This window comes from Amycolatopsis sp. NPDC034160, from assembly GCF_055575355.1.
Genome location: NZ_JBVISU010000024.1, coordinates 65,543 through 82,639, shown reverse-complemented (window position 1 = coordinate 82,639; position 17,097 = coordinate 65,543). Strand labels below are relative to the sequence as shown.

Here is a 17,097-nt window from a genome sequence, read left to right as displayed (position 1 = left end):
TGATGTTGCGCCGCAACTTCAAGCACCTCACCCGCAATCCGACCTCGGTGTTCAACGCGGTCCTGATGCCGGTCGTGATGATGCTGATGTTCGTCTACGTCTTCGGTGACGCGTTCAGCGTCGGCGTCGACTACATCGACTACGCGACGCCGGGCTTGATGCTGCTGGCCGTCTGCTACGGGCTCGGCGCCACCGCGACGGCGGTGAACTCCGACATGACGAAGGGCATTATCAACCGGTTCAAGGTCATGGATGTCTCCCGCGGCGCGGTGCTGACCGGGCACGTCGTGGCGAGCGTGCTGACCAACCTGGTCGCCATCGTGGCGCTCGTCGGGGTGGCCTTCCTGCTGGGCTTCGCCCCGTCCGCGAGCTTCCTCGACTGGCTCGGCGTGCTCGGCATCGTCGTGCTCCTCGGTGTCGCGGCCGGCTGGCTCACGGTCGCGCTGGGCCTCGCGGCGAAGTCACCGGAAACCGCGGGCATGGCCTCCGTGCCGCTGGTCATGCTGCCGTTCTTCAGCAGCGCGATCGTGCCGGCGGAGAAGATGGGGCCCGGACTCCGTGAGTTCGCGGAGTACCAGCCCTTCACCCCGATCATCGAGACCCTGCGCGGGCTCCTCAACGGCGCACCGGCCGCCGGTGACGTGATCCCCGCCCTCGCGTGGAGCGCCGGGATCGCGCTCGTCGGTTACCTGTGGGCGTCTTCCACCTTCAAGAAGCGAGCGTGATCTCGGCCAGCTTCTTCCAGTCCGCCTCGGTGCCTTCTCGCGCCGCCTCAGCGAATTTCGCTTCGCCGAGGCGGCGCAGCACTGTCTGTTCGATCCGGGTCACGTCCGGACGGGACCGATCCGGCAGCCCGCGCAGTTCGTCGGCCGCCCCGAGCAGCCGCGCGGCCTGTCCGGGGTCGTCCTGGCGCAGGGCCAGATCCGCGATACCGACGAGCATGTGGGCGATCAGGGGCATGTGCCGCACCTCGGCGGCCGCCTGCCAGGCCGCTTCCCGGTGCGCACGGGATTCCTCGAGATCTTCCGTGAAATAACCCCGAAGGTCGTGGCTGATGGCGCGAACATGTCCCAAGCCCGCTTCGTCGCCCATCACGGTCATCGCGAAGGTGAGTTGTTTCGCCGCTTCCTCGGTTTCGCCGCGCCAGTGGGAGAGTTCCGCCTGCGAAAGGGCGAACATGCCCAGCGCGCCCGGCCACGTGACCTGTTCCGAATACCGCTGCGCTTCGGCCGCGGCGGCCGCGGCGGCGGCCTCGTCCTCCATCAGCCAGTACAGCTGTGCCTGCCGCGCCCGCAACCGGATGAGGTCCTCGAGGGAACCGACCTCGGTCACGACCGCGATCGCCTGTTCGTAGTACTCGCAGGCGGTGGCGAACTCGCCGCGCGTGGCGATCCGATCCGCCAGTTCGGTCAAGGCGAACGAGATCCCGAAGCGTTCGCCGAGGACGCGGAACTCGCTGAGCGCCTGCTCCAGATACTCGTCCGCCTCCCGGCCGGGATGGCCGAGCGTGATCCGCATCTTGCCGAGGTGCAGTCTGGCGAGTGCGCGGACCCACGCGTTTTCGTCCGCCAGCACCGGTTCCCACGCGGACAGCGCGTCGTCCCCGGCCAACATGCGTTCCAGCGGGACGACGAGCCCGAGCAGCGGGTGCTTGTTTCTACCGCGTGTGCCCAGCCGGTACGACTCGTGGATCCACTTCGCCGCGGTGTTCTCGTCGGCGAAACCGGAACTCACGAACAGCGAGACGAGCCCGTACACCACGGCCGCCACGTCGTCGGACACCTCGCCGGGCGTCTTGACGGCCGCGCTGACCAGTTCCATGCCTTCCGCGCGGTGTCCGCTGAGCCACCAGTACCAGCCGCAGGCCGCCGCGAGCCGCATCGCCTCCGGTGCCTCGCCCGCGACGAGCGCGCCGCGCATCGCGGACGTGATGTTGTCGTGCTCGGCGTTGAGTTTGGCGAGCCATTCGAGCTGTTCGGCGCGGCGGAGCATCGGCTCGGCCGCCTCGGCGAGTTCGGTGAAACAGGCGAGGTGCGCGTGGCGTGCCACCACCGTCTCGCCTGCCTCGGCGAGCCGTTGCGCGGCGTACTCCTTGATCGTGCCGAGCATCCGGTAGCGCGGTGCTTCGTCGCCCGCGGCGACCAGCAGCGACTTTTCGGTCAGCGCGGTGAGCAACTCGAGGACTTCGTACGGCTCGACGGCCTCGCTGACGCAGACCTGTTCGGCGGCCTCGAGGCTCGCGCCGCCCGTGAACACCGAAAGCCGGCACAGGACCGTCCGCTCGGCGTCGCTCAGCAGCTCCCAGCTCCAGTCGACCATGGCACGCAACGTCCGATGCCGGGGCAGCGCGGTCCGGCTGCCGCCGGTCAGCAGCCGGAATCGGTCGTCGAGCCGGTTCGCGAGCTGGTCGACGGACATGGTGCGCAGCCTGGCGGCGGCCAGCTCGATCGCCAGCGGCATCCCGTCCAGTACCCGGCAAACCCGCGCCATCGTGGCCAAAGTGGCTTCGTCCGCCACGAAGTCCTTGCGCACCGCGCTCGCCCTGTCCCGCAGCAACCGGACGGCGGGGGAGGATTCGATCTCGCCGGGGCCGGCGTGCCGGTCCGGCACGGCCAGCGGCACGACATGCCACAACGTCTCGCCGGTGATGCCGAGCGGCTCCCGGCTCGTCGCCAGTATCCGCAGACGGCGGCATTCCCCGAGCACTCGATGGGCGAAGGCCGCGGCCGCCTCGATCACGTGCTCGCAGTTGTCGAGGATCAGCAGGACTTCGCGCTCGCGGATCGCGGCGATGATCCGTTCGACGGGTTCGGCGGTCGTCGAGTCACCGAGCAGCGCGTCCCGAAGGCCCAGCGCGGCGAGCGTCGCTTGAGCGATGTTGTTCCCACCCCCCTGCCCTTCGGGCCCGCTCCCCTTATCCCCGCCCGGGTCGATGGCCGCGAGTTCCACCAGCCACGCCCCGTCCGGCACATCGCCGAGCAGGGTGCGCGCGGTTTCCGTGGCCAGCCTGGTCTTTCCCGAACCGCCTGGCCCGATCAGCGTGGTGAGCCGGTGCCCGGCGACGAGTTCGCGGACCTTGGCGACATCGGTGTCCTTGCCGACGAAGCTGGTCAGCTCGGCGCGCACGTTGGTCTTGCGGTTCTCCTCCCGCCGTCCCAGTTCGCCGCGCAGCAGCGCGACATGCACCGCGGACAGCTCCGGCGAGGGGTCCACGCCCAGCGCGTCGGCCAAGGCCTCCCGCGTGCGCTGATACACGAGCAGCGCCTCGGTGTCGCGTCCGGTCGCGGCGAGCGCCCGCATCAGCGCGGCGACGAGCCGCTCGCGCAGCGGATGCGCGGCCACCAGATCGGTCAGTTCCGTGACCACTTCCGCACCGTGGCCGAGGTCGAGTTCCGCGTCGAACCGATCCTCCAAGGCTGTCAGGCGCAGCCCTTCGAGCCGGGTGACCGCCGCGTCGAACGCGCCGCTGTCCGGCAGGCCGACGTCCTGCATGGCCGCGCCGCGCCACAGAGCCAGGGCCTCACGCAGCCGTCGCGGCTCCGCGTCACCGCGGACATGGCCGATGAGGCGTTCGAACCGCACCGCGTCGACGTCGTCGGGCGCCACCTTCAGCCGGTAGCCGTCGGTCTGACCATCGACGACGCCGTCCGGCAGTACCTTCCGGAGGCGGGAAACCAAGCGCTGCAAGGCGTTCGTCGCGTCAGCGGGTGGCTGTTCACCCCAGATCCAGTCGACGAGGGTGGCCTTCGGGACCACTCGCCCCGGTTCGAGCGCCAGCGCGATCAACAGCCCGCGCAGCCGGGCGCCCGGGACGTCGGCGAGGCCGCCGTCGTCCGTGCGAACCTCGAAGGGGCCGAGCATCCCGATCTGCATTGCGCCGATTTTGCCACGATGATCGGCCGGTCTTACGACTTACCGCTGATCCTGGCCGAACCGACCGAGGCGGCGGTGATCGCCTTGGCGGCGGTCTGAGTCGACGAACTGGAGTTCAGGCTGGTCAGCGACGTCCGGTCGAGGGCGTGCACGACGAATTCGTAGGTGTTCACCGTCGAGGGCGAGCACGGTCCCTGGTAGCCGTAGAGGCTCGCGCTCCCGCGGTAGTAGACCTGTCTGGCGCCCGCGGGGACCGAAGGCCGGTAGACGTGCTGGACGTTCTGGGGGAGCGAGGTCGTGCTCACCGGGATGTCGTAGATGACCCAGTGGATGAGGTTGGCGTTGCTGAGGTCCCGCATGACGATCGCGTAGCTCTTGACGGCGGTGGGGGCACCCGACCAGGCCAGCGGCGGGGACTCGTTCTTCTTGGCGGGGTCGTTGCCGCCGCCGCTGGTGCATTCGTGGACCTTGGGGATGCCGCCGCCGTCGGCGAATGCGGTGCTGGACAAGGTGAACGCGCTTTGTCCCGCTGCCGCCGCGGTCGGCGAAACGGCGAACAGACCGGTGAAGAACAAGGCGCAGAACACGATTCTCGTGCTTCTCACTGGAGACTCCCGAGGCAGTGGTGGTTCCCGTGCGCCTGATTCAGCGTAGGCAGCCGGGAAACCGGCGGCTAGCGCACTTTCCCCGTCGATCGAGGTGTTTTCTCCGGTTTCCGGCCGCGGCTCAGGCTCGGACGAGGACGGAGAAGTAGATCGGTTTGTTGTCGGGGAACAGTTCCCGGTCCTGCTCGTCGACCGGGAGGTCGGTGCGGCGAACAAGACCGCCGCGGTGAAAGCGCTGCACGAGGTCGGCTTCGCCGCGTGGCACCGCCCGCCGAGCCAGGGCCGCAGGCGCGTGCCGTGAAGGCCTCCTTCCCTACTTTCAAGGTAGGGAAGGAGGCCTTCACGGACTTCCAGGTGATCTTGGCGCCGCCCGGGGTTCAGCGTCCAGAAGGTACCTACGGTGGGTGGGTCCGGTAGCGGCCCAGTGCCGTGAAGGACTCCTTGAGGGACTCTGGGGCCCTCAAAGTTCCCTTCACTCGGCTCAGCCGAGGAAACTCGACCTTCACACCTTCCCCAGTACATGATGGCCCCCTTCCTTGCGCTAGGCGCAAGGAAGGGGGCCATCATGTACTTCACGCCGGCAAGGCCGCAGACCGCGAGTAGGTACCTAGAGACTTTCAGCCGAGAGACCGCCGCCAGTGTTCGGCCGCCGCGCTCATGTCCTGGTGCAGAGACCGGAAGAACCGGCTGGTGTCGGCCAACCGGGCGCCCGCCGGGCCGTCGACCAGCCCCGCACCCCGCCGAGTGAGGTCCGCCCACCTGGTCATCGAGTCGAGGCTGGCCTGCCAGGCTCGATAGCCGAACTGGTCGTCGATGACGTACCGCTGCCGCCTGCCGTCGCGTTCGCGGGCGATCAGGCCGCGTTGTTCGAGCCAGCCGACGGCCTTGGAGACCGACGCCGGGCTGACTTCCAGGCGCGCGACGAGTTCGACGGCGGTACCGCTGCCGGTGTCGCTGGTGAACAGGCAGGCCAGGACCTTGGCCATCATCGGCGGTACGCCCGTCCCGGCCATCATCTCGGCGAACTCGCGCTCGAAGTCGCGCAAGGCCTCCGGCGTGCGCACACCCGGATCGGCGTGGACGGGTGGGCCGGGGGCGCGGCGGCGTGCCCGCCACCGGGTCGCCTGCTGTGCCTGGTTGGCCCGGTAGCGGTGGGCGCCGCCGTTGCGTGCCACCTCACGGATGATCGTCGACTTGGGGCGGGCCATCCGGCGGGCGATCTCGGCGTAGGTGAGCCCGGCCGTCAACCCCGATGCGATCTGCCCGCGCTCTTCGTAGGTCAGGCGGTTTCCCGGCACCCGTCCTCCAGGCTCGATGCATTCAGCTCCACGGTCATTGCATCGATTGTAGGTTCGCCACCTCGGTGAATGGGTTTTTCGCGTTGTATCGACGGGAAAATCGGCTCTACTGTTTCGTCACCAGTGAAGAGATCGGGAGGTACACGAGGGATGACGGCCAAGGTTTGCCTGGTCACCGGTGCTTCGTCAGGGATCGGCCACGCCACCGCGCTGGACCTGCTCCGCGCCGGTCACACGGTCTACGGTGCCGCGAGGCGCGTGGAGAAGATGGACGACCTTCGGGCCGCGGGTGGTCAGGCGCTGAAGATGGACGCTCGCGACGAGGACGACCTCCGCCGCGCGGTCGAAACCGTCCTCGACGAGCAGCAGCGGATCGACGTCCTGGTCAACAACGCCGGAACGGTGCTGCACGGTGCCATCGAGGACGTGCCGCTGGACAGCGCGCGAGACCAGCTCGAAGTCAACCTCCTCGCGCCGGCCAGGCTGGTGCAGCTCGTCCTGCCCGCCATGCGCGCGCAGCGGTCCGGCACGATCGTCAACGTGTCGTCGATCGGCGGCGAAATCGCCTTGCCGCTCGGCGCCTGGTACTACGCGTCGAAGCACGCGCTCGAAGCCTTTTCCGACACGCTCCGCATGGAGGTCGAGCCCTTCGGCATCGACGTCGTGATCATCCAGCCGGGGATCGTCAAGACCGAGTTCGAAGACCAGACGTCCGCCCAGCTTCGGGAGATCTCCGGCGGCGGGGCGTACCGGGAGATGGCGGAAGCCATGGCACGGCACGGCGAAACCGGGCTCAGCGACGGCTCCGACCCCATGGTCGTGGTCGAAGCCATCCGCCGCGCCATCGAGGCCGAACGTCCGGAGACGCGCTACGCCGTCGGCCACCTCGCGGAGAAGCTCCTCGAACTCAACCGGACCCTGCCGGACCGGGAGTTCGACGCTCTGGCCACCCGTTCCACGAAGTGACTCAGCCGCCCGATCGCTCGCCGATGGGCTCCGGCCCGGCGCCCCGGCGGCGAGTCCGGACCGCCCCGACCCACAGCAGCACGGACACCACGGCACTCGGCGCCGCCGTCAGGTAGACCGGCCACGCGCGGAAACCGGACACCCACAGCATGACGACCAGGCCGAAGGTGATCAGTGTCCAAGCCAGGGCGAGGCTGTTGCCTCGGTGCCTCCAGCGTGCGAAGCGGCCTCGCACGTTTGCTGCTCTCCTCGCGCCGTCCGCCGGGTTCATGACCGGTGAGTACCCACTTTTCGCCTGGTCAACCCCCGAAAATGAGGCGCGCGTCGCCGCGTTTGGTCCGCTGAACGCGGGCCGGGGCACCGATGGGTGAGGCCCGGCCGTTCGAATTGCCGCGGGCAGGCGGCGGTGTGACCCTGGAAGGACCGAACGACACCACCACCACGAAGTACAGGAGTCGTCATGACCACCACCGAGATGCCCGCTGTCCACGAATGCACGGTGAGCGGCTGTTCCTACAACCACGACGGCTGCCACGCTTTCGCCATCACCGTCGGCGGAGGGAACGGGTCGGCCGACTGCGGAACCTTCGTCCCGCTCAACACCAAGGGCGGTCTCGATCGGGTGACCGCGCAGGTGGGTGCCTGCTCTCGCTCCGATTGCCGCCACAACTCCGCGCTGGAATGCACGGCTTCGAGCGTCCGGGTCGGACCTGGTGAAGGCGACCACGCCGCGAACTGCCTGACCTACGCCCCGTAAGAACCGCCAAGGTCGTGAAGGCCTCCTTCCCTACCTTCAGAGTAGGGAAGGAGGCCTTCACGGACCGGCGACGCAGTCGGCCGATCGTCCACGCCTGGAGCGCGGAGCCCGCGTCCGCGCGTTGCGTGACGGCCGCACCGTCCGAAGTGGACGCTGTCGTGAGGAGCAGTCCGGACCGGACACTGGCGAGCCTGTACCGGCCATCGGGTTGCTCGGCCGCGGTCCAGCGCTGGTTGGGGGCACCGGTGCAGGTCCACTGGATGACCCGCGCCCCCGGCGGTCGAGCCGCCTTCGACGTCGGCGCACAGCTTCGAATGCGCGTTGGTCAGGGCGTAGGAACCGTCGGACTGCCGGGTGAACAGCCACTTCTGGTTGTCACCCTGGTTTGGCGCCCAGGTGATCAAGGGAGTGCCGGTCGCCGTGGAGGAGTCCGGGTCGTCGAGATTCTCGCCCGGTTGAGGCGAAGCGTCAGTAGAGGGTCCTTCAGCCCGGACTCGGTACCCCGGCGCACGGCCGCCGAGGCGTCGACCTGCGCCAAAGGGCTGCCGCCGCGCGCAGCGCACTATCCGGTGCCCGATGTCGCGGACGACCACGACGTCGCCCAAGGGCACCACCGGCTCGTCGGGCGTGCTGTAGCCGAGTTCCACGTAAGCGTCCACGGCGCCGCCGTCGAAATCGACGACGCACTCTTCCGGCCCTGCGCGGGATCGGGTGCGTAGTGATGCCCGACGCCGGGGACGAGCCCCAGCAGTGCGGGCGCGACGACCTCCTGCCGTTCCCCGCCCGGCACGGCGAACCACCCGCGCCCCTTGCGCCCAAGGACCCACCGTCCCACGAAAAGCGGTGAAACCGGCGTGTCCCGGCTTTGTTCCCGAAGGCCGGAGAATGAGGTTTCCGCGAAATCCATCGTCGTGCCGCGGAATCTGCGAAGACCTAGGAAGTTCAGGTATATCTGGAAGGGACAGCGCTGCCGGGGAGGACGGCAGGTGTTGTTCGACGCAAGGGGGAATTCATGTTCGAGGCACGTATTGTCGCCGATCAAGTCGATATGGCCGCCAGGCCGAAGATCAGAATACTGTTCTACACGGATTTGGTGGGCTTCGGCGGGAACAATGGCTTCGCGCTGGGCATTCTCCGTGATCTGATCTTGGGGAATCAGCCGTTCTTCGCACAGTTCGAAGTCGATCTGCTCAACCGGCACGAAGGCGGGCACGCCGTCAACAAACTCACCGCCGACGTGCTCGGCCGATACGAGCAGGTGTGGTTCTTCGGCCTGGTGCAATGCAACATGCCAGGGGAGCCGGAGAACGAACTCGTGGACGCGGAAGTCGCGGCGCTGCGGAGCTGGATGGACGCCGGTGGCGGAGTTCTCGTCTCCGGTGACCATTCCAATCCGCGTCCGCCGGGAGCGGATCCGTCCCTGCCCGATTACCTGAATCTGGGCCGGGCGCTGGGGCACCGGATTCCGCGCGCGGGTGAGCTGCGGGTGTGGAACGACCGGCCGGATTCGAGTGTCGAATTCAGTCACAACACCCATCAGCCCGACCCGTGGGGCAGCGATATCGACATGCCGATCCCGAACGACCTCGATCCGTATCCGCAGGAATTGATCCTGCGGAAGCGAGCGGGCAGGCCGCATGCGTTGTTCCAGGGCAGGCGCGGTCCGATCACGGTTTTCCCGGACCATATGCACGAGGGGCAGCTGCTCATTCCCGAGCGGTATCCGGAGGAGGTGTGGCCGACCGGGCGCGCGGGGCAGCCGAAACCCGAGATCGTCGCGCGGGGCGTCGACAAACGCAACGGCCAGGTTCACGGCGTGAGCAGTGTGTACGACGGTGCCGCCGCCGGCGTCGGGCGGATCGTCGCGGATTCCACGTGGCACCACTACTTCGACCTCAACCTGTGGGGTTTCCAGAAGGGTGGTGAGGTGCTCGACCGGCTCACCGAGTACTACGTGAACCTCGTGCTGTGGCTGACGCCGAAGCCGGTCAAGCAGGAGGTGAACACGCGGCTGCTGCACTGGCTGTCGCACAGTTTGAGCGTCCGCGCGGTGTTGCCGGAGGGCTTCCGGGTGCCGGGGATCACGGCGGCCGGGCTGGTCCGCGAGGTCGGCGGGCAAGGGGTGCTGGACGATCTCGTCTGGCCGCTGGAAGGTGCGCCGAGGGTGCCCGAGGAGCTGTTGCTGGGCGCTGTCGTCAAGGAGTCCGTCGCCGCGCTGAGCGGTGGGGACGTCGAGGCGTTCGACACCGTCGGCGTCGTCGAGCGGGGCCTGCGGGCCGGGACGGAGCAGTACGCCGCCGAATTGCGGGCGGCGCTGGGTGAGCTGGACGGGATGGACGAGTTCATTTCGCAGGGTCTTCGCTGACCCACCGGCCGGCGGCCCTGACTCACCACGGTGGGTCAGGGCCGCCGCTGGTCGTCGGCCGGTGCCAGGCCGAGCGCGAGGTGGAGCTGGCGGGCCCACCAGCGGACCTGGGCGGCTGAATCGTCCGGCGCGGCACCGGTGACGCCGGCACTGCGCCGGAAGGCGCTCCCGTACAAGGCCTCCGTCGCCATCGCCTGATGCAGGGCCGCGACCGCGAGCCGGGTGTCGTCGAGTGAACCGCCGTCACGCCGCATTCCATGGAGGGCGCCGACGACCGGCGCGAGCATGCCGCTGCCCGGGTCGCGCCAGCCCGCCGTGTGCAGCGCGACCGCGAGCTCGCCGAAACCGCGCTGGTAGAGGGTATGGAGCGCCTCGACGAGTTCGAGCAGGTCGGCGTCGTGGTCCAGCCAGCCGGCGAGGAGATCCTGAAGCGCGTCCCGGAGGCGGCGTCCGCCGTGCCGGAGCAGCTCGGCGAGCAGTTTCTCGCGGTTGCCGAAGTGGTGTGCCACGCCCGCGTCGGTCATGCCGACCCGCGCGGCCACCGCCCGCATCTGGACGGCGGCCACACCGGACTCGGCGAGCAGCGATGCCGCCGCGTCGAGGATCAGCAGGCGAGCCTCCTCGGGAGACCTTCGGGCTCGGGGTGTCATCACGGTCGGCATCCTACCTTGATGCGCCAAGGTAGTTGGGCTACCTTGACATCTCAAGGTAAGTGACCCCTGGAGCGACCCCATGACTCGATCAGCGACCAGCGAAATCCACCTCGACCTGGGCGAAGTCGTGCTGCGGGGCACCGTGACGGGTACCGGTCCGACGGTCCTGTTGCTCCACGCGGGCGGAGAGCGCCGCGGTGTCTGGGCGCCGGTCGCCGAGGTGCTGGCCGGGCACGGGCTCCGGACGGTGGCCTTCGATCTGCGCGGTCACGGCGACAGCACCGGCCGCGCGACCACGCTCCGGGCGCTCGCCTGTGACGTGGTCGAGATGCTCGGCCGCGAACCGGCGCCGATCGTCCTCGTCGGCGCCTCGGCCGGCGGGCTGGCCGCCATCGCCGCCCTCGCCGACCCGGCTGTCGCGGCCCGGGTGAGCGGTCTCGTGCTGGTCGACGTCGTACCGGACATGGCCCCGGCGCGAGCGCGCTCGTGGCTGGACTTCCACGGCCTCGGCGGCCGCTACACCCAGCTCGTGGCGGACATTTTCGGGTCAGGCTCCGCCCTGTTCGCGACGGCCGGTGCCTTGGACATGCCCATCCTCGTGGTGCACGCCGGGCAGGATTCACCGCTCAGCGAGGCCGATCTGCACCGGCTGCGCGCGGCCAACCGCCGGGTCACCGTCGCCCGCGTTCCGGGCGCGGGCCATCTCGTGGCGAGGGACGCGCCGGAGGAACTCGCGCGTCTCGTATGGGCGCACATCGTCGCGGTCAAGGCCGACGCTGGGTGAGGAGCCGGTCGCGGTGACCACCAGTGACGCACGTTCGCTCGACCGTAATCGTCGATGGTGATGACCAGGGGTATAGAACCACATACGGGTCGGCGACAGCGCGCTGCTTACACTGCTGGGCATGACCTACAGCGAACCAGCACCGGTAGCGGGCACCCGCACGCGATCGCTGGCGTCCGCGTCCCCCTCCGTCGAGGAGGTAATGGGGATCACGATCTATGGATGCGGACAGGACGAAGCCATCTTGTTCCGGGAGATGGCTCCTCGCTTTGGTGTGCGGCCGACCATCGTGGCGGAACCGGTATCCGAGGCGAATGTCGAACTGATCGCCGGGAACCGCTGCGTCAGTGTGGGTCATAAAAGCCGAATCGAGAACTCCACTCTTCTCGCGCTCAGTCAGGCCGGTGTGGCCTATGTCTCCACGAGAAGCATCGGGTTCAACCATATCGACGTCGAATACGCCGAGAGCGTCGGCATCACCGTCGGAAACGTCTCCTATTCGCCGGACAGCGTCGCCGACTTCACGTTGATGCTGATGCTGATGTCGCTGCGGAACGCGAAGTCCATCATCCGCCGGGCGGACGTCCACGACTACCGACTGCACGACGTGCGCGGGAAAGAGCTGCGTGACCTGACCGTCGGCGTGGTCGGGACGGGGCGCATCGGCGTCGCGGTGATCGAGCGGCTGCGCGGTTTCGGCTGCGAAGTGCTGGCTTATGACAAGGTCCAGGCCGCCGACGCCACTTACGTTTCTCTCGGCGAATTACTGCGGCGGAGCGACATCGTGACGCTCCATGCGCCGCTCAACGCGGATACATACCATCTCCTCGGTCGTGACAATATCGAGCAGATGCGGCACGGCGCGTTCATCATCAACACCGGACGCGGTGCACTGATCGACACCGAGGCCCTCATCTCGGCTTTGGACAGCGGAAAACTGGGCGGGGCGGCGCTCGATGTCGTCGAAGGAGAGGAGGGAGTCTTCTACGCCGACTGCAGTGACAAGAACATCGAAAGCAAACCATTGCTGCGGTTGCAGGAACTGCCGAACGTCCTCATCAGCCCGCATACCGCCTATTACACGGATCACGCTTTGCGTGACACCGTTGAAAACTCTATCGTCAATTGCCTGAAATTTGAAAGCGGGACGCAGCATGGGTAAGTTGAAACTCGGCATCATCTTCGGGGGATCCGGCGAAGAGCATCCGGTCTCGGTCAAGTCCGCGGTCGAGGTCGCGAAGAACCTGAACCTCGACAAGTACGACCCGTACTACATCGGGATCACGCTGGCGGGCGAGTGGAAGCTTTGCGACGGCCCCAGCGCGGAGTGGGAGTCCGGCGACACCCGTCCGGTCGTGCTTTCCCCGGACCGGAGCGCCCACGGCCTGCTGGTCCTCGACGAGGGCAAGTACGAGACGATCGCCCTCGACGTGGTGCTGCCCGTCCTGCACGGCAAGTTCGGTGAAGACGGTGCGATGCAGGGCCTGCTGGAGATCTCCGGCATCCCCTACGTCGGCTGCGACGTCCAGAGCTCGGCCCTGTGCATGGACAAGTCCCTCACCTATGCCGTCATCCGCGGCGCGGGAATCGCGACCCCGAACTTCTGGATCGTCACGTCGGACAACGACGTCGATCCCGACAAGCTCACCTACCCCGTCTTCGTGAAGCCCGCCCGTTCGGGTTCGTCCTTCGGCGTCAGCAAGGTCTCGAACAAGGAAGAGCTGGCGAGCGCGCTGGAAACCGCGCGGGAGTTCGACTCGAAGGTCCTGATCGAAGAGGCCGTCGTCGGCAGCGAGATCGGTTGTTCCATTCTCGGCAACGGCGACGACCTGTTCGCCGGCGAGGTGGACCGCGTCGCGCTGACCCACGGGTTCTTCAAGATCCACCAGGAAGAAAGCCCCGAAACCGGTTCCGAGAACTCGTCCTTCATCGTTCCCGCCGACATCCCGGCGGAATCGCGCACGCTCGTCCAGGAGACGGCGAAGGCCATCTATCGCACTTTGGGCTGCCGGGGTCTCGCGCGCGTGGACCTGTTCCTCAAGGAAGACGGAAGCGTCGTGCTGAACGAGGTCAACACCCTGCCCGGCCTCACCTCCTACAGCCGTTACCCGCGGATGATGGCCGCCGCCGGCCTCCCGCTCGGCGAGGTCGTCGACCGGCTGGTGGCGTTGACCTTGGCGGGTCGTAACGGATGAAGGATGATTTCGTCTTCGTAGACGAGGTCGTCTCCGGAATACGGTGGGACGCCAAATACGCCACCTGGGACAACTTCACCGGCAAACCGGTGGACGGGTACCTGGTGAACCGCATCGTCGGCACGAAGGCCTTGTGCGCGGCACTGGAAAAAGCGAAGGACGAAGCCGCCTCTCTCGGTTTCGGTCTGCTTCTCTGGGACGGGTACCGCCCCCAGCGTGCGGTGAACCGGTTCATGCGCTGGGCGGAAGAGCCTGAGGACGGGCGGAAGAAGGCACGGCACTACCCGAACATCGATCGACCCCAGATGTTCGAAAAGGGTTACGTGGCAACGAAGTCTGGCCACAGCCGAGGTAGCACCGTCGACCTGACGATTTACCACCTCGCCACCGGTGAACTCGCTCCCATGGGCGGCGACCACGACGTGATGGATGTCGTCTCGCATCACGGCGCGGAGGGGATCACCGAAGAAGAAGTGAAGAACCGGCTCCACCTCCGTGCCATCATGGAGGCGAGCGGGTTCAGCGCTTATGAGTGCGAGTGGTGGCATTACAGCTTGAGGGCCGAACCCTATCCGGACACCTATTTCGATTTCCCCATCGAATAGCCGGTCGCCGGTTTGACAGGTCCGTGAAGGCCTCCTTCCCTACGCTCAAGGTAGGGAAGGAGGCCTTAACGGCTTTTGTGGCTTGTGGTCCGTTTGGGGCAGGAGTCGGTTGAGATAGGCGCTGGCGGTACCGCACGAGAGGTCCGGCCTGGCTCCTGGCTGTCCACATGGGACACTTTCGCGACAAGGGTGCCCGGTTTGGGTAACTTGATTTGGGTCGTTCTAATGAGGGGTAGGGCAAAGGTGTCGTGGTCGGAGGGCCTGTGAGAAGTTGGACATCAGGCTTCGGCACTGGGCGTGGTGTTCCGAGGTGTCGCGAAAGCCATTTTCGGGACATCACATGTCCTGAAAGTGGCTTTCGCGACACCTCCTTGAGGGCTGGGGAAGGTTGGTCACCCCTGGCGGTGTGAGCGGGGAATCGGGAGGCGGGCATGTCTCCAATGTGGCAGTGGAGACGGTCAGCGTCCCCAATGCGGCATTGGCGGCATCCGGCCGCGGCGCGAACAGGTCCGTCCGCAACACGCCACGTTTGCCCTACTCCTCAATAACCCTCATTGTCACTCACGACCCCACGCCGAACCGGACATAGAACTGTCAACCGGACGCTTGATCGGGAGGATGTGTCCCTTGTGGACACTGAAGGTCGATCGGGCGCCCACCCGATCTTCCGTTGATCAAGCTCGTGCCGAGCACGACTGTGGACCGGCAACCGGGCGGGGAAGATTCCGGACGTCCAACGGCCGAAATCCTCCCCATCCGACCGCGCCGGCAACACAAATACGAGTCCCTCAAGGGGGCCTTCAGGTACTTCACTCACGAGCCGGGCACGCGCTGTCGGAACGCTGCGGGCGGGTTGTGGACACTCGCGTTCTGGGCGAGGCTTGTGGTCGGCTGGGACAGGTGTGCGGGTGCTGCCGCGAGCCGGGACCTGACCGGAGCCCACCCCCGCGCCGGTGTCGGCACGCGGTGTTGACTGGACGCATGATCGGCAGCGAACCAGTACGGACAAGGCTCCGCCGGATACTCAGAGCCTTCGCCGCCGGGCAGCGCGACGCGCTCGGCGAGGCGCACGGCGCCATCCCCAAGGGGACGACGGTCTTCGACGAGCGGGTTCCCGGTGTGGTCAATCTCGATCCGGATCTCCTCGCCGCCCTGCGCAAGGCCGCGACGGCCGCCGCGGACGACGGCGTCGAGCTCTTCGTCAACAGTGGCTGGCGTTCCCCGGAGTATCAGGACCGGCTCCGTCGCGAGGCCGTCGCGAAGTACGGATCCGAAGAGGAGGCCGCCCGGTGGGTGGCCACGCCGGAGAAGTCCATTCACGTGGCGGGCGGCGCGGCCGACATCGGACCGCCCGCTTCCGCGGCGTGGCTGTCCAAGCACGGCGCCGCATACGGGTTGTGCCAGATCTACCGCAACGAACCCTGGCACTACGAGCTTCGTCCCGAAGCGATGGAGAACGGCTGCCCGCCCATGTTGCCCGACCCCAGTCACGACCCGAGGTTGCGACACTGACTTCATGCGCGCCGCGACCGTGCGTGGTGGCAATCATGTTAGAACGTCACATACTATGCGCACGCACCCCGGTTGACCCGGTCGTTTGTCAATCGGACTCGGTTCGGTCCAGTCGTGCGCACGACACCTTTGCCTTATCTCTCAAGCGGGGCGAAGCGCGACTCGGTACCCGGACGACAAACTCGACCGCTCTGCTGCGGATCCCGCGTTGGCGCGATCGCCTTTGCTCGCATAAACGGGCGAACGGCGCCAGTGGGATAACTTCGCCGGTTTAGGCAGGTGAGACGGAGTCGACGTGCCAAGCAAAAGGTTCTCGATATCCGCGTTGTCAAGCCGTGAACGGACAATGACGGAATCGCTGTGTGCGGCTCGCTCGGGCGCGGTCTCGACCGGGTGAATGGACGTCCAACCCCCATTGCGGCCCGTCTCGGCCTCCTCGGCGAGACCGGATGAGCCGCCCGTCGCGGCTCGCTCCGGGCCGTTCGTTGCCGGTGGTGCGAACCCGGGTGTTTTCGCAGGTCAAGTCCTTGAATGTGAAGAAGGCCAGGTACCTCCTCCTCGGTCGGCGCGTGCCCGTCACGCCGACCGCGCCGACGCGGATGACTCATGACTACATCCACCATTACACCCCTCCCTTTGCTCGTGGGGTTCGACCTCTCCATCGGCATCATGATCACCCGTTCGACGCAGTGGTTCCACGAAAGGAATACCGGTACGGCCATTCGTGTGAAGAACTCTCGATGGACGGAATATGACCGGCTCGCCGCATGCTCATCGCGGGCGAAAAATCAAGACCCGCGAACGGTCTAACAAGTGTTGCGAACAGGCTAACCGGGGTGACATCAAGGGGTGGCGGTGTCGCGCGAGGCGTTGTACGCATCGGATGGCTAGCGCGTCAACAGAAAAGGGAAAAGTTCCGAAAAATGATCTTGGGCGGCGACCTCACTGCGGAAATCACACTGTTCGTCAATTGCCGACAACGATCGGTCATGTCATGCTGACAGTGTGTGCACTCGCTGGGGATGTGCGCACCTGCTCGGGACTTAGGGGGTGCGACGGTGACTCGCGACCGCGAGGAAATCGTAGAAACCAACCGGTGAGACCACTGGTCTGAGCTCGGCCTCCGCCGAGAACGCGAGGTCGGCCCTGTCCTGAGTCCTCGCATCACAGCGCGCCCCGGCGTCGTCGTGCCGAACCGATATCGGCTCGCCGAGCCGATGTCGTTGTGCGCTCGTCTCGCCGAAAGCATCGCACAGGGGCGAGCAGAGGACGCCGGTCGGCCCGGTGGTTCCACCGGAGCGCAACGTCGCCTCCGGATACCGGGTTGACCGTGGAAACGGCCCGTGCGCATACGGGTCTGTCAATGGTGTTCACGGGACCTTCACCGTCGAGGGCTCCCGTCCCGCGGCCAGCCCGCTGGCCGAAATCCCGGTGTCCAACCACGGAGCTTGAGCAGTTGGACCGTGGGTTCCATGCCGTACCGC

16 protein-coding genes and 2 pseudogenes are annotated in these 17,097 nt (G+C 67.0%); 10 read left to right on the top strand and 8 right to left on the bottom strand.

Annotated features, from left to right (window positions below):
• The first annotated feature begins 2 nt into the window (after positions 1 to 2).
• Complete coding sequence (locus ACZ54P_RS34095) at positions 3 to 725, top strand: ABC transporter permease (protein ID WP_465465758.1); 723 nt, start codon at positions 3 to 5, stop codon at positions 723 to 725.
• Here ACZ54P_RS34095 and ACZ54P_RS34090 read toward each other — a convergent pair.
• The 4 genes from ACZ54P_RS34090 to ACZ54P_RS34075 form a co-directional block, all read right to left on the bottom strand.
• On the bottom strand, positions 709 to 3,873 hold the full coding sequence (locus ACZ54P_RS34090) for an AfsR/SARP family transcriptional regulator (RefSeq protein WP_465465716.1): 3,165 nt from the start codon (positions 3,871 to 3,873) through the stop codon (positions 709 to 711). The two genes, ACZ54P_RS34095 and ACZ54P_RS34090, sit on opposite strands and share 17 nt — an antisense overlap.
• A 32-nt stretch (positions 3,874 to 3,905) precedes the next feature.
• Positions 3,906 to 4,460, bottom strand: a complete 555-nt coding sequence (locus ACZ54P_RS34085) for a YbhB/YbcL family Raf kinase inhibitor-like protein (protein ID WP_465465757.1) — start codon at positions 4,458 to 4,460, stop codon at positions 3,906 to 3,908.
• Between the two features lie 139 nt (positions 4,461 to 4,599).
• The gene (locus tag ACZ54P_RS34080; RefSeq protein WP_465465715.1) at positions 4,600 to 4,743 is read right to left on the bottom strand and encodes a hypothetical protein; all 144 of its coding nucleotides are present in this window, start codon (positions 4,741 to 4,743) and stop codon (positions 4,600 to 4,602) included.
• 352 nt (positions 4,744 to 5,095) lie between these two features.
• Entirely contained in the window at positions 5,096 to 5,776 is a 681-nt protein-coding gene (locus ACZ54P_RS34075; protein WP_465465714.1) for a GbsR/MarR family transcriptional regulator, read from the bottom strand.
• A gap of 150 nt (positions 5,777 to 5,926) precedes the next feature.
• Here ACZ54P_RS34075 and ACZ54P_RS34070 point away from each other — a divergent pair, with 150 nt between their 5' ends.
• The gene (locus ACZ54P_RS34070; protein ID WP_465465713.1) at positions 5,927 to 6,742 is read left to right on the top strand and encodes an oxidoreductase; all 816 of its coding nucleotides are present in this window, start codon (positions 5,927 to 5,929) and stop codon (positions 6,740 to 6,742) included.
• Between the two features lies 1 nt (position 6,743).
• Here the strand turns inward: ACZ54P_RS34070 and ACZ54P_RS34065 are convergent, their stop codons facing one another.
• Complete coding sequence (locus ACZ54P_RS34065; protein ID WP_465465712.1) at positions 6,744 to 6,977, bottom strand: hypothetical protein; 234 nt, start codon at positions 6,975 to 6,977, stop codon at positions 6,744 to 6,746.
• Positions 6,978 to 7,202: 225 nt separating this feature from the next.
• On the opposite strand from ACZ54P_RS34065, the gene ACZ54P_RS34060 reads away from it, so the two are divergent.
• On the top strand, positions 7,203 to 7,499 hold the full coding sequence (locus ACZ54P_RS34060; protein ID WP_016331847.1) for a DUF1540 domain-containing protein: 297 nt from the start codon (positions 7,203 to 7,205) through the stop codon (positions 7,497 to 7,499).
• A 139-nt stretch (positions 7,500 to 7,638) separates the two neighbouring features.
• Here the strand turns inward: ACZ54P_RS34060 and ACZ54P_RS34055 are convergent.
• Positions 7,639 to 7,761: pseudogene (locus ACZ54P_RS34055) on the bottom strand (RICIN domain-containing protein); the annotation flags it as partial.
• Between the two features lie 64 nt (positions 7,762 to 7,825).
• Positions 7,826 to 8,062, bottom strand: a pseudogene (locus ACZ54P_RS34050) (RICIN domain-containing protein); the annotation flags it as partial.
• On the opposite strand from ACZ54P_RS34050, the gene ACZ54P_RS34045 reads away from it, so the two are divergent.
• Together ACZ54P_RS34045 and ACZ54P_RS34040 are read left to right on the top strand one after the other, a co-directional pair.
• On the top strand, positions 7,955 to 8,218 hold the full coding sequence (locus tag ACZ54P_RS34045; protein ID WP_465465760.1) for a hypothetical protein: 264 nt from the start codon (positions 7,955 to 7,957) through the stop codon (positions 8,216 to 8,218). The pseudogene ACZ54P_RS34050 and the gene ACZ54P_RS34045 overlap by 108 nt on opposite strands.
• A 293-nt stretch (positions 8,219 to 8,511) precedes the next feature.
• Positions 8,512 to 9,864: a hypothetical protein gene (locus ACZ54P_RS34040; RefSeq protein ID WP_465465711.1), complete on the top strand. Its 1,353-nt coding sequence runs from the start codon at positions 8,512 to 8,514 to the stop codon at positions 9,862 to 9,864.
• Positions 9,865 to 9,899: 35 nt separating this feature from the next.
• Here the strand turns inward: ACZ54P_RS34040 and ACZ54P_RS34035 are convergent, their stop codons facing one another.
• Positions 9,900 to 10,514 (bottom strand): TetR/AcrR family transcriptional regulator, encoded by a 615-nt coding sequence (locus tag ACZ54P_RS34035; protein WP_465465756.1) that lies wholly within the window; start codon positions 10,512 to 10,514, stop codon positions 9,900 to 9,902.
• An 82-nt stretch (positions 10,515 to 10,596) separates the two neighbouring features.
• Here ACZ54P_RS34035 and ACZ54P_RS34030 point away from each other — a divergent pair, with 82 nt between their 5' ends.
• The 5 genes from ACZ54P_RS34030 (at position 10,597) to ACZ54P_RS34010 (ending at position 15,613) form a co-directional block, all read left to right on the top strand.
• Entirely contained in the window at positions 10,597 to 11,301 is a 705-nt protein-coding gene (locus ACZ54P_RS34030) for an alpha/beta fold hydrolase (protein ID WP_465465710.1), read from the top strand.
• 202 nt (positions 11,302 to 11,503) lie between these two features.
• On the top strand, positions 11,504 to 12,463 hold the full coding sequence (vanH, locus tag ACZ54P_RS34025) for a D-lactate dehydrogenase VanH (RefSeq protein ID WP_465465755.1): 960 nt from the start codon (positions 11,504 to 11,506) through the stop codon (positions 12,461 to 12,463).
• Positions 12,456 to 13,496, top strand: a complete 1,041-nt coding sequence (gene vanA, locus ACZ54P_RS34020) for a D-alanine--(R)-lactate ligase (RefSeq protein WP_465465709.1) — start codon at positions 12,456 to 12,458, stop codon at positions 13,494 to 13,496. Before vanH ends, vanA begins: the two co-directional genes overlap by 8 nt.
• Entirely contained in the window at positions 13,493 to 14,101 is a 609-nt protein-coding gene (gene vanX / locus ACZ54P_RS34015; protein WP_465465708.1) for a D-Ala-D-Ala dipeptidase VanX, read from the top strand. Before vanA ends, vanX begins: the two co-directional genes overlap by 4 nt.
• Before the next feature lie 981 nt (positions 14,102 to 15,082).
• Complete coding sequence (locus ACZ54P_RS34010; RefSeq protein ID WP_465465707.1) at positions 15,083 to 15,613, top strand: M15 family metallopeptidase; 531 nt, start codon at positions 15,083 to 15,085, stop codon at positions 15,611 to 15,613.
• The last annotated feature ends 1,484 nt before the right edge of the window (positions 15,614 to 17,097 follow it).

Coding starts and splice junctions, on each gene's coding strand:
- ACZ54P_RS34095 (WP_465465758.1), top strand. CDS start 3: ATGTTGCGCCGCAACTTCAAGCACCTCACCCGCAATCCGACCTCGGTG.
- ACZ54P_RS34060 (WP_016331847.1), top strand. CDS start 7,203: ATGACCACCACCGAGATGCCCGCTGTCCACGAATGCACGGTGAGCGGC.
- ACZ54P_RS34070 (WP_465465713.1), top strand. CDS start 5,927: ATGACGGCCAAGGTTTGCCTGGTCACCGGTGCTTCGTCAGGGATCGGC.
- vanH (WP_465465755.1), top strand. CDS start 11,504: ATGGGGATCACGATCTATGGATGCGGACAGGACGAAGCCATCTTGTTC.
- ACZ54P_RS34035 (WP_465465756.1), bottom strand. CDS start 10,514: ATGACACCCCGAGCCCGAAGGTCTCCCGAGGAGGCTCGCCTGCTGATC.
- vanA (WP_465465709.1), top strand. CDS start 12,456: ATGGGTAAGTTGAAACTCGGCATCATCTTCGGGGGATCCGGCGAAGAG.
- ACZ54P_RS34090 (WP_465465716.1), bottom strand. CDS start 3,873: ATGCAGATCGGGATGCTCGGCCCCTTCGAGGTTCGCACGGACGACGGC.
- ACZ54P_RS34010 (WP_465465707.1), top strand. CDS start 15,083: ATGATCGGCAGCGAACCAGTACGGACAAGGCTCCGCCGGATACTCAGA.
- vanX (WP_465465708.1), top strand. CDS start 13,493: ATGAAGGATGATTTCGTCTTCGTAGACGAGGTCGTCTCCGGAATACGG.
- ACZ54P_RS34030 (WP_465465710.1), top strand. CDS start 10,597: ATGACTCGATCAGCGACCAGCGAAATCCACCTCGACCTGGGCGAAGTC.
- ACZ54P_RS34040 (WP_465465711.1), top strand. CDS start 8,512: ATGTTCGAGGCACGTATTGTCGCCGATCAAGTCGATATGGCCGCCAGG.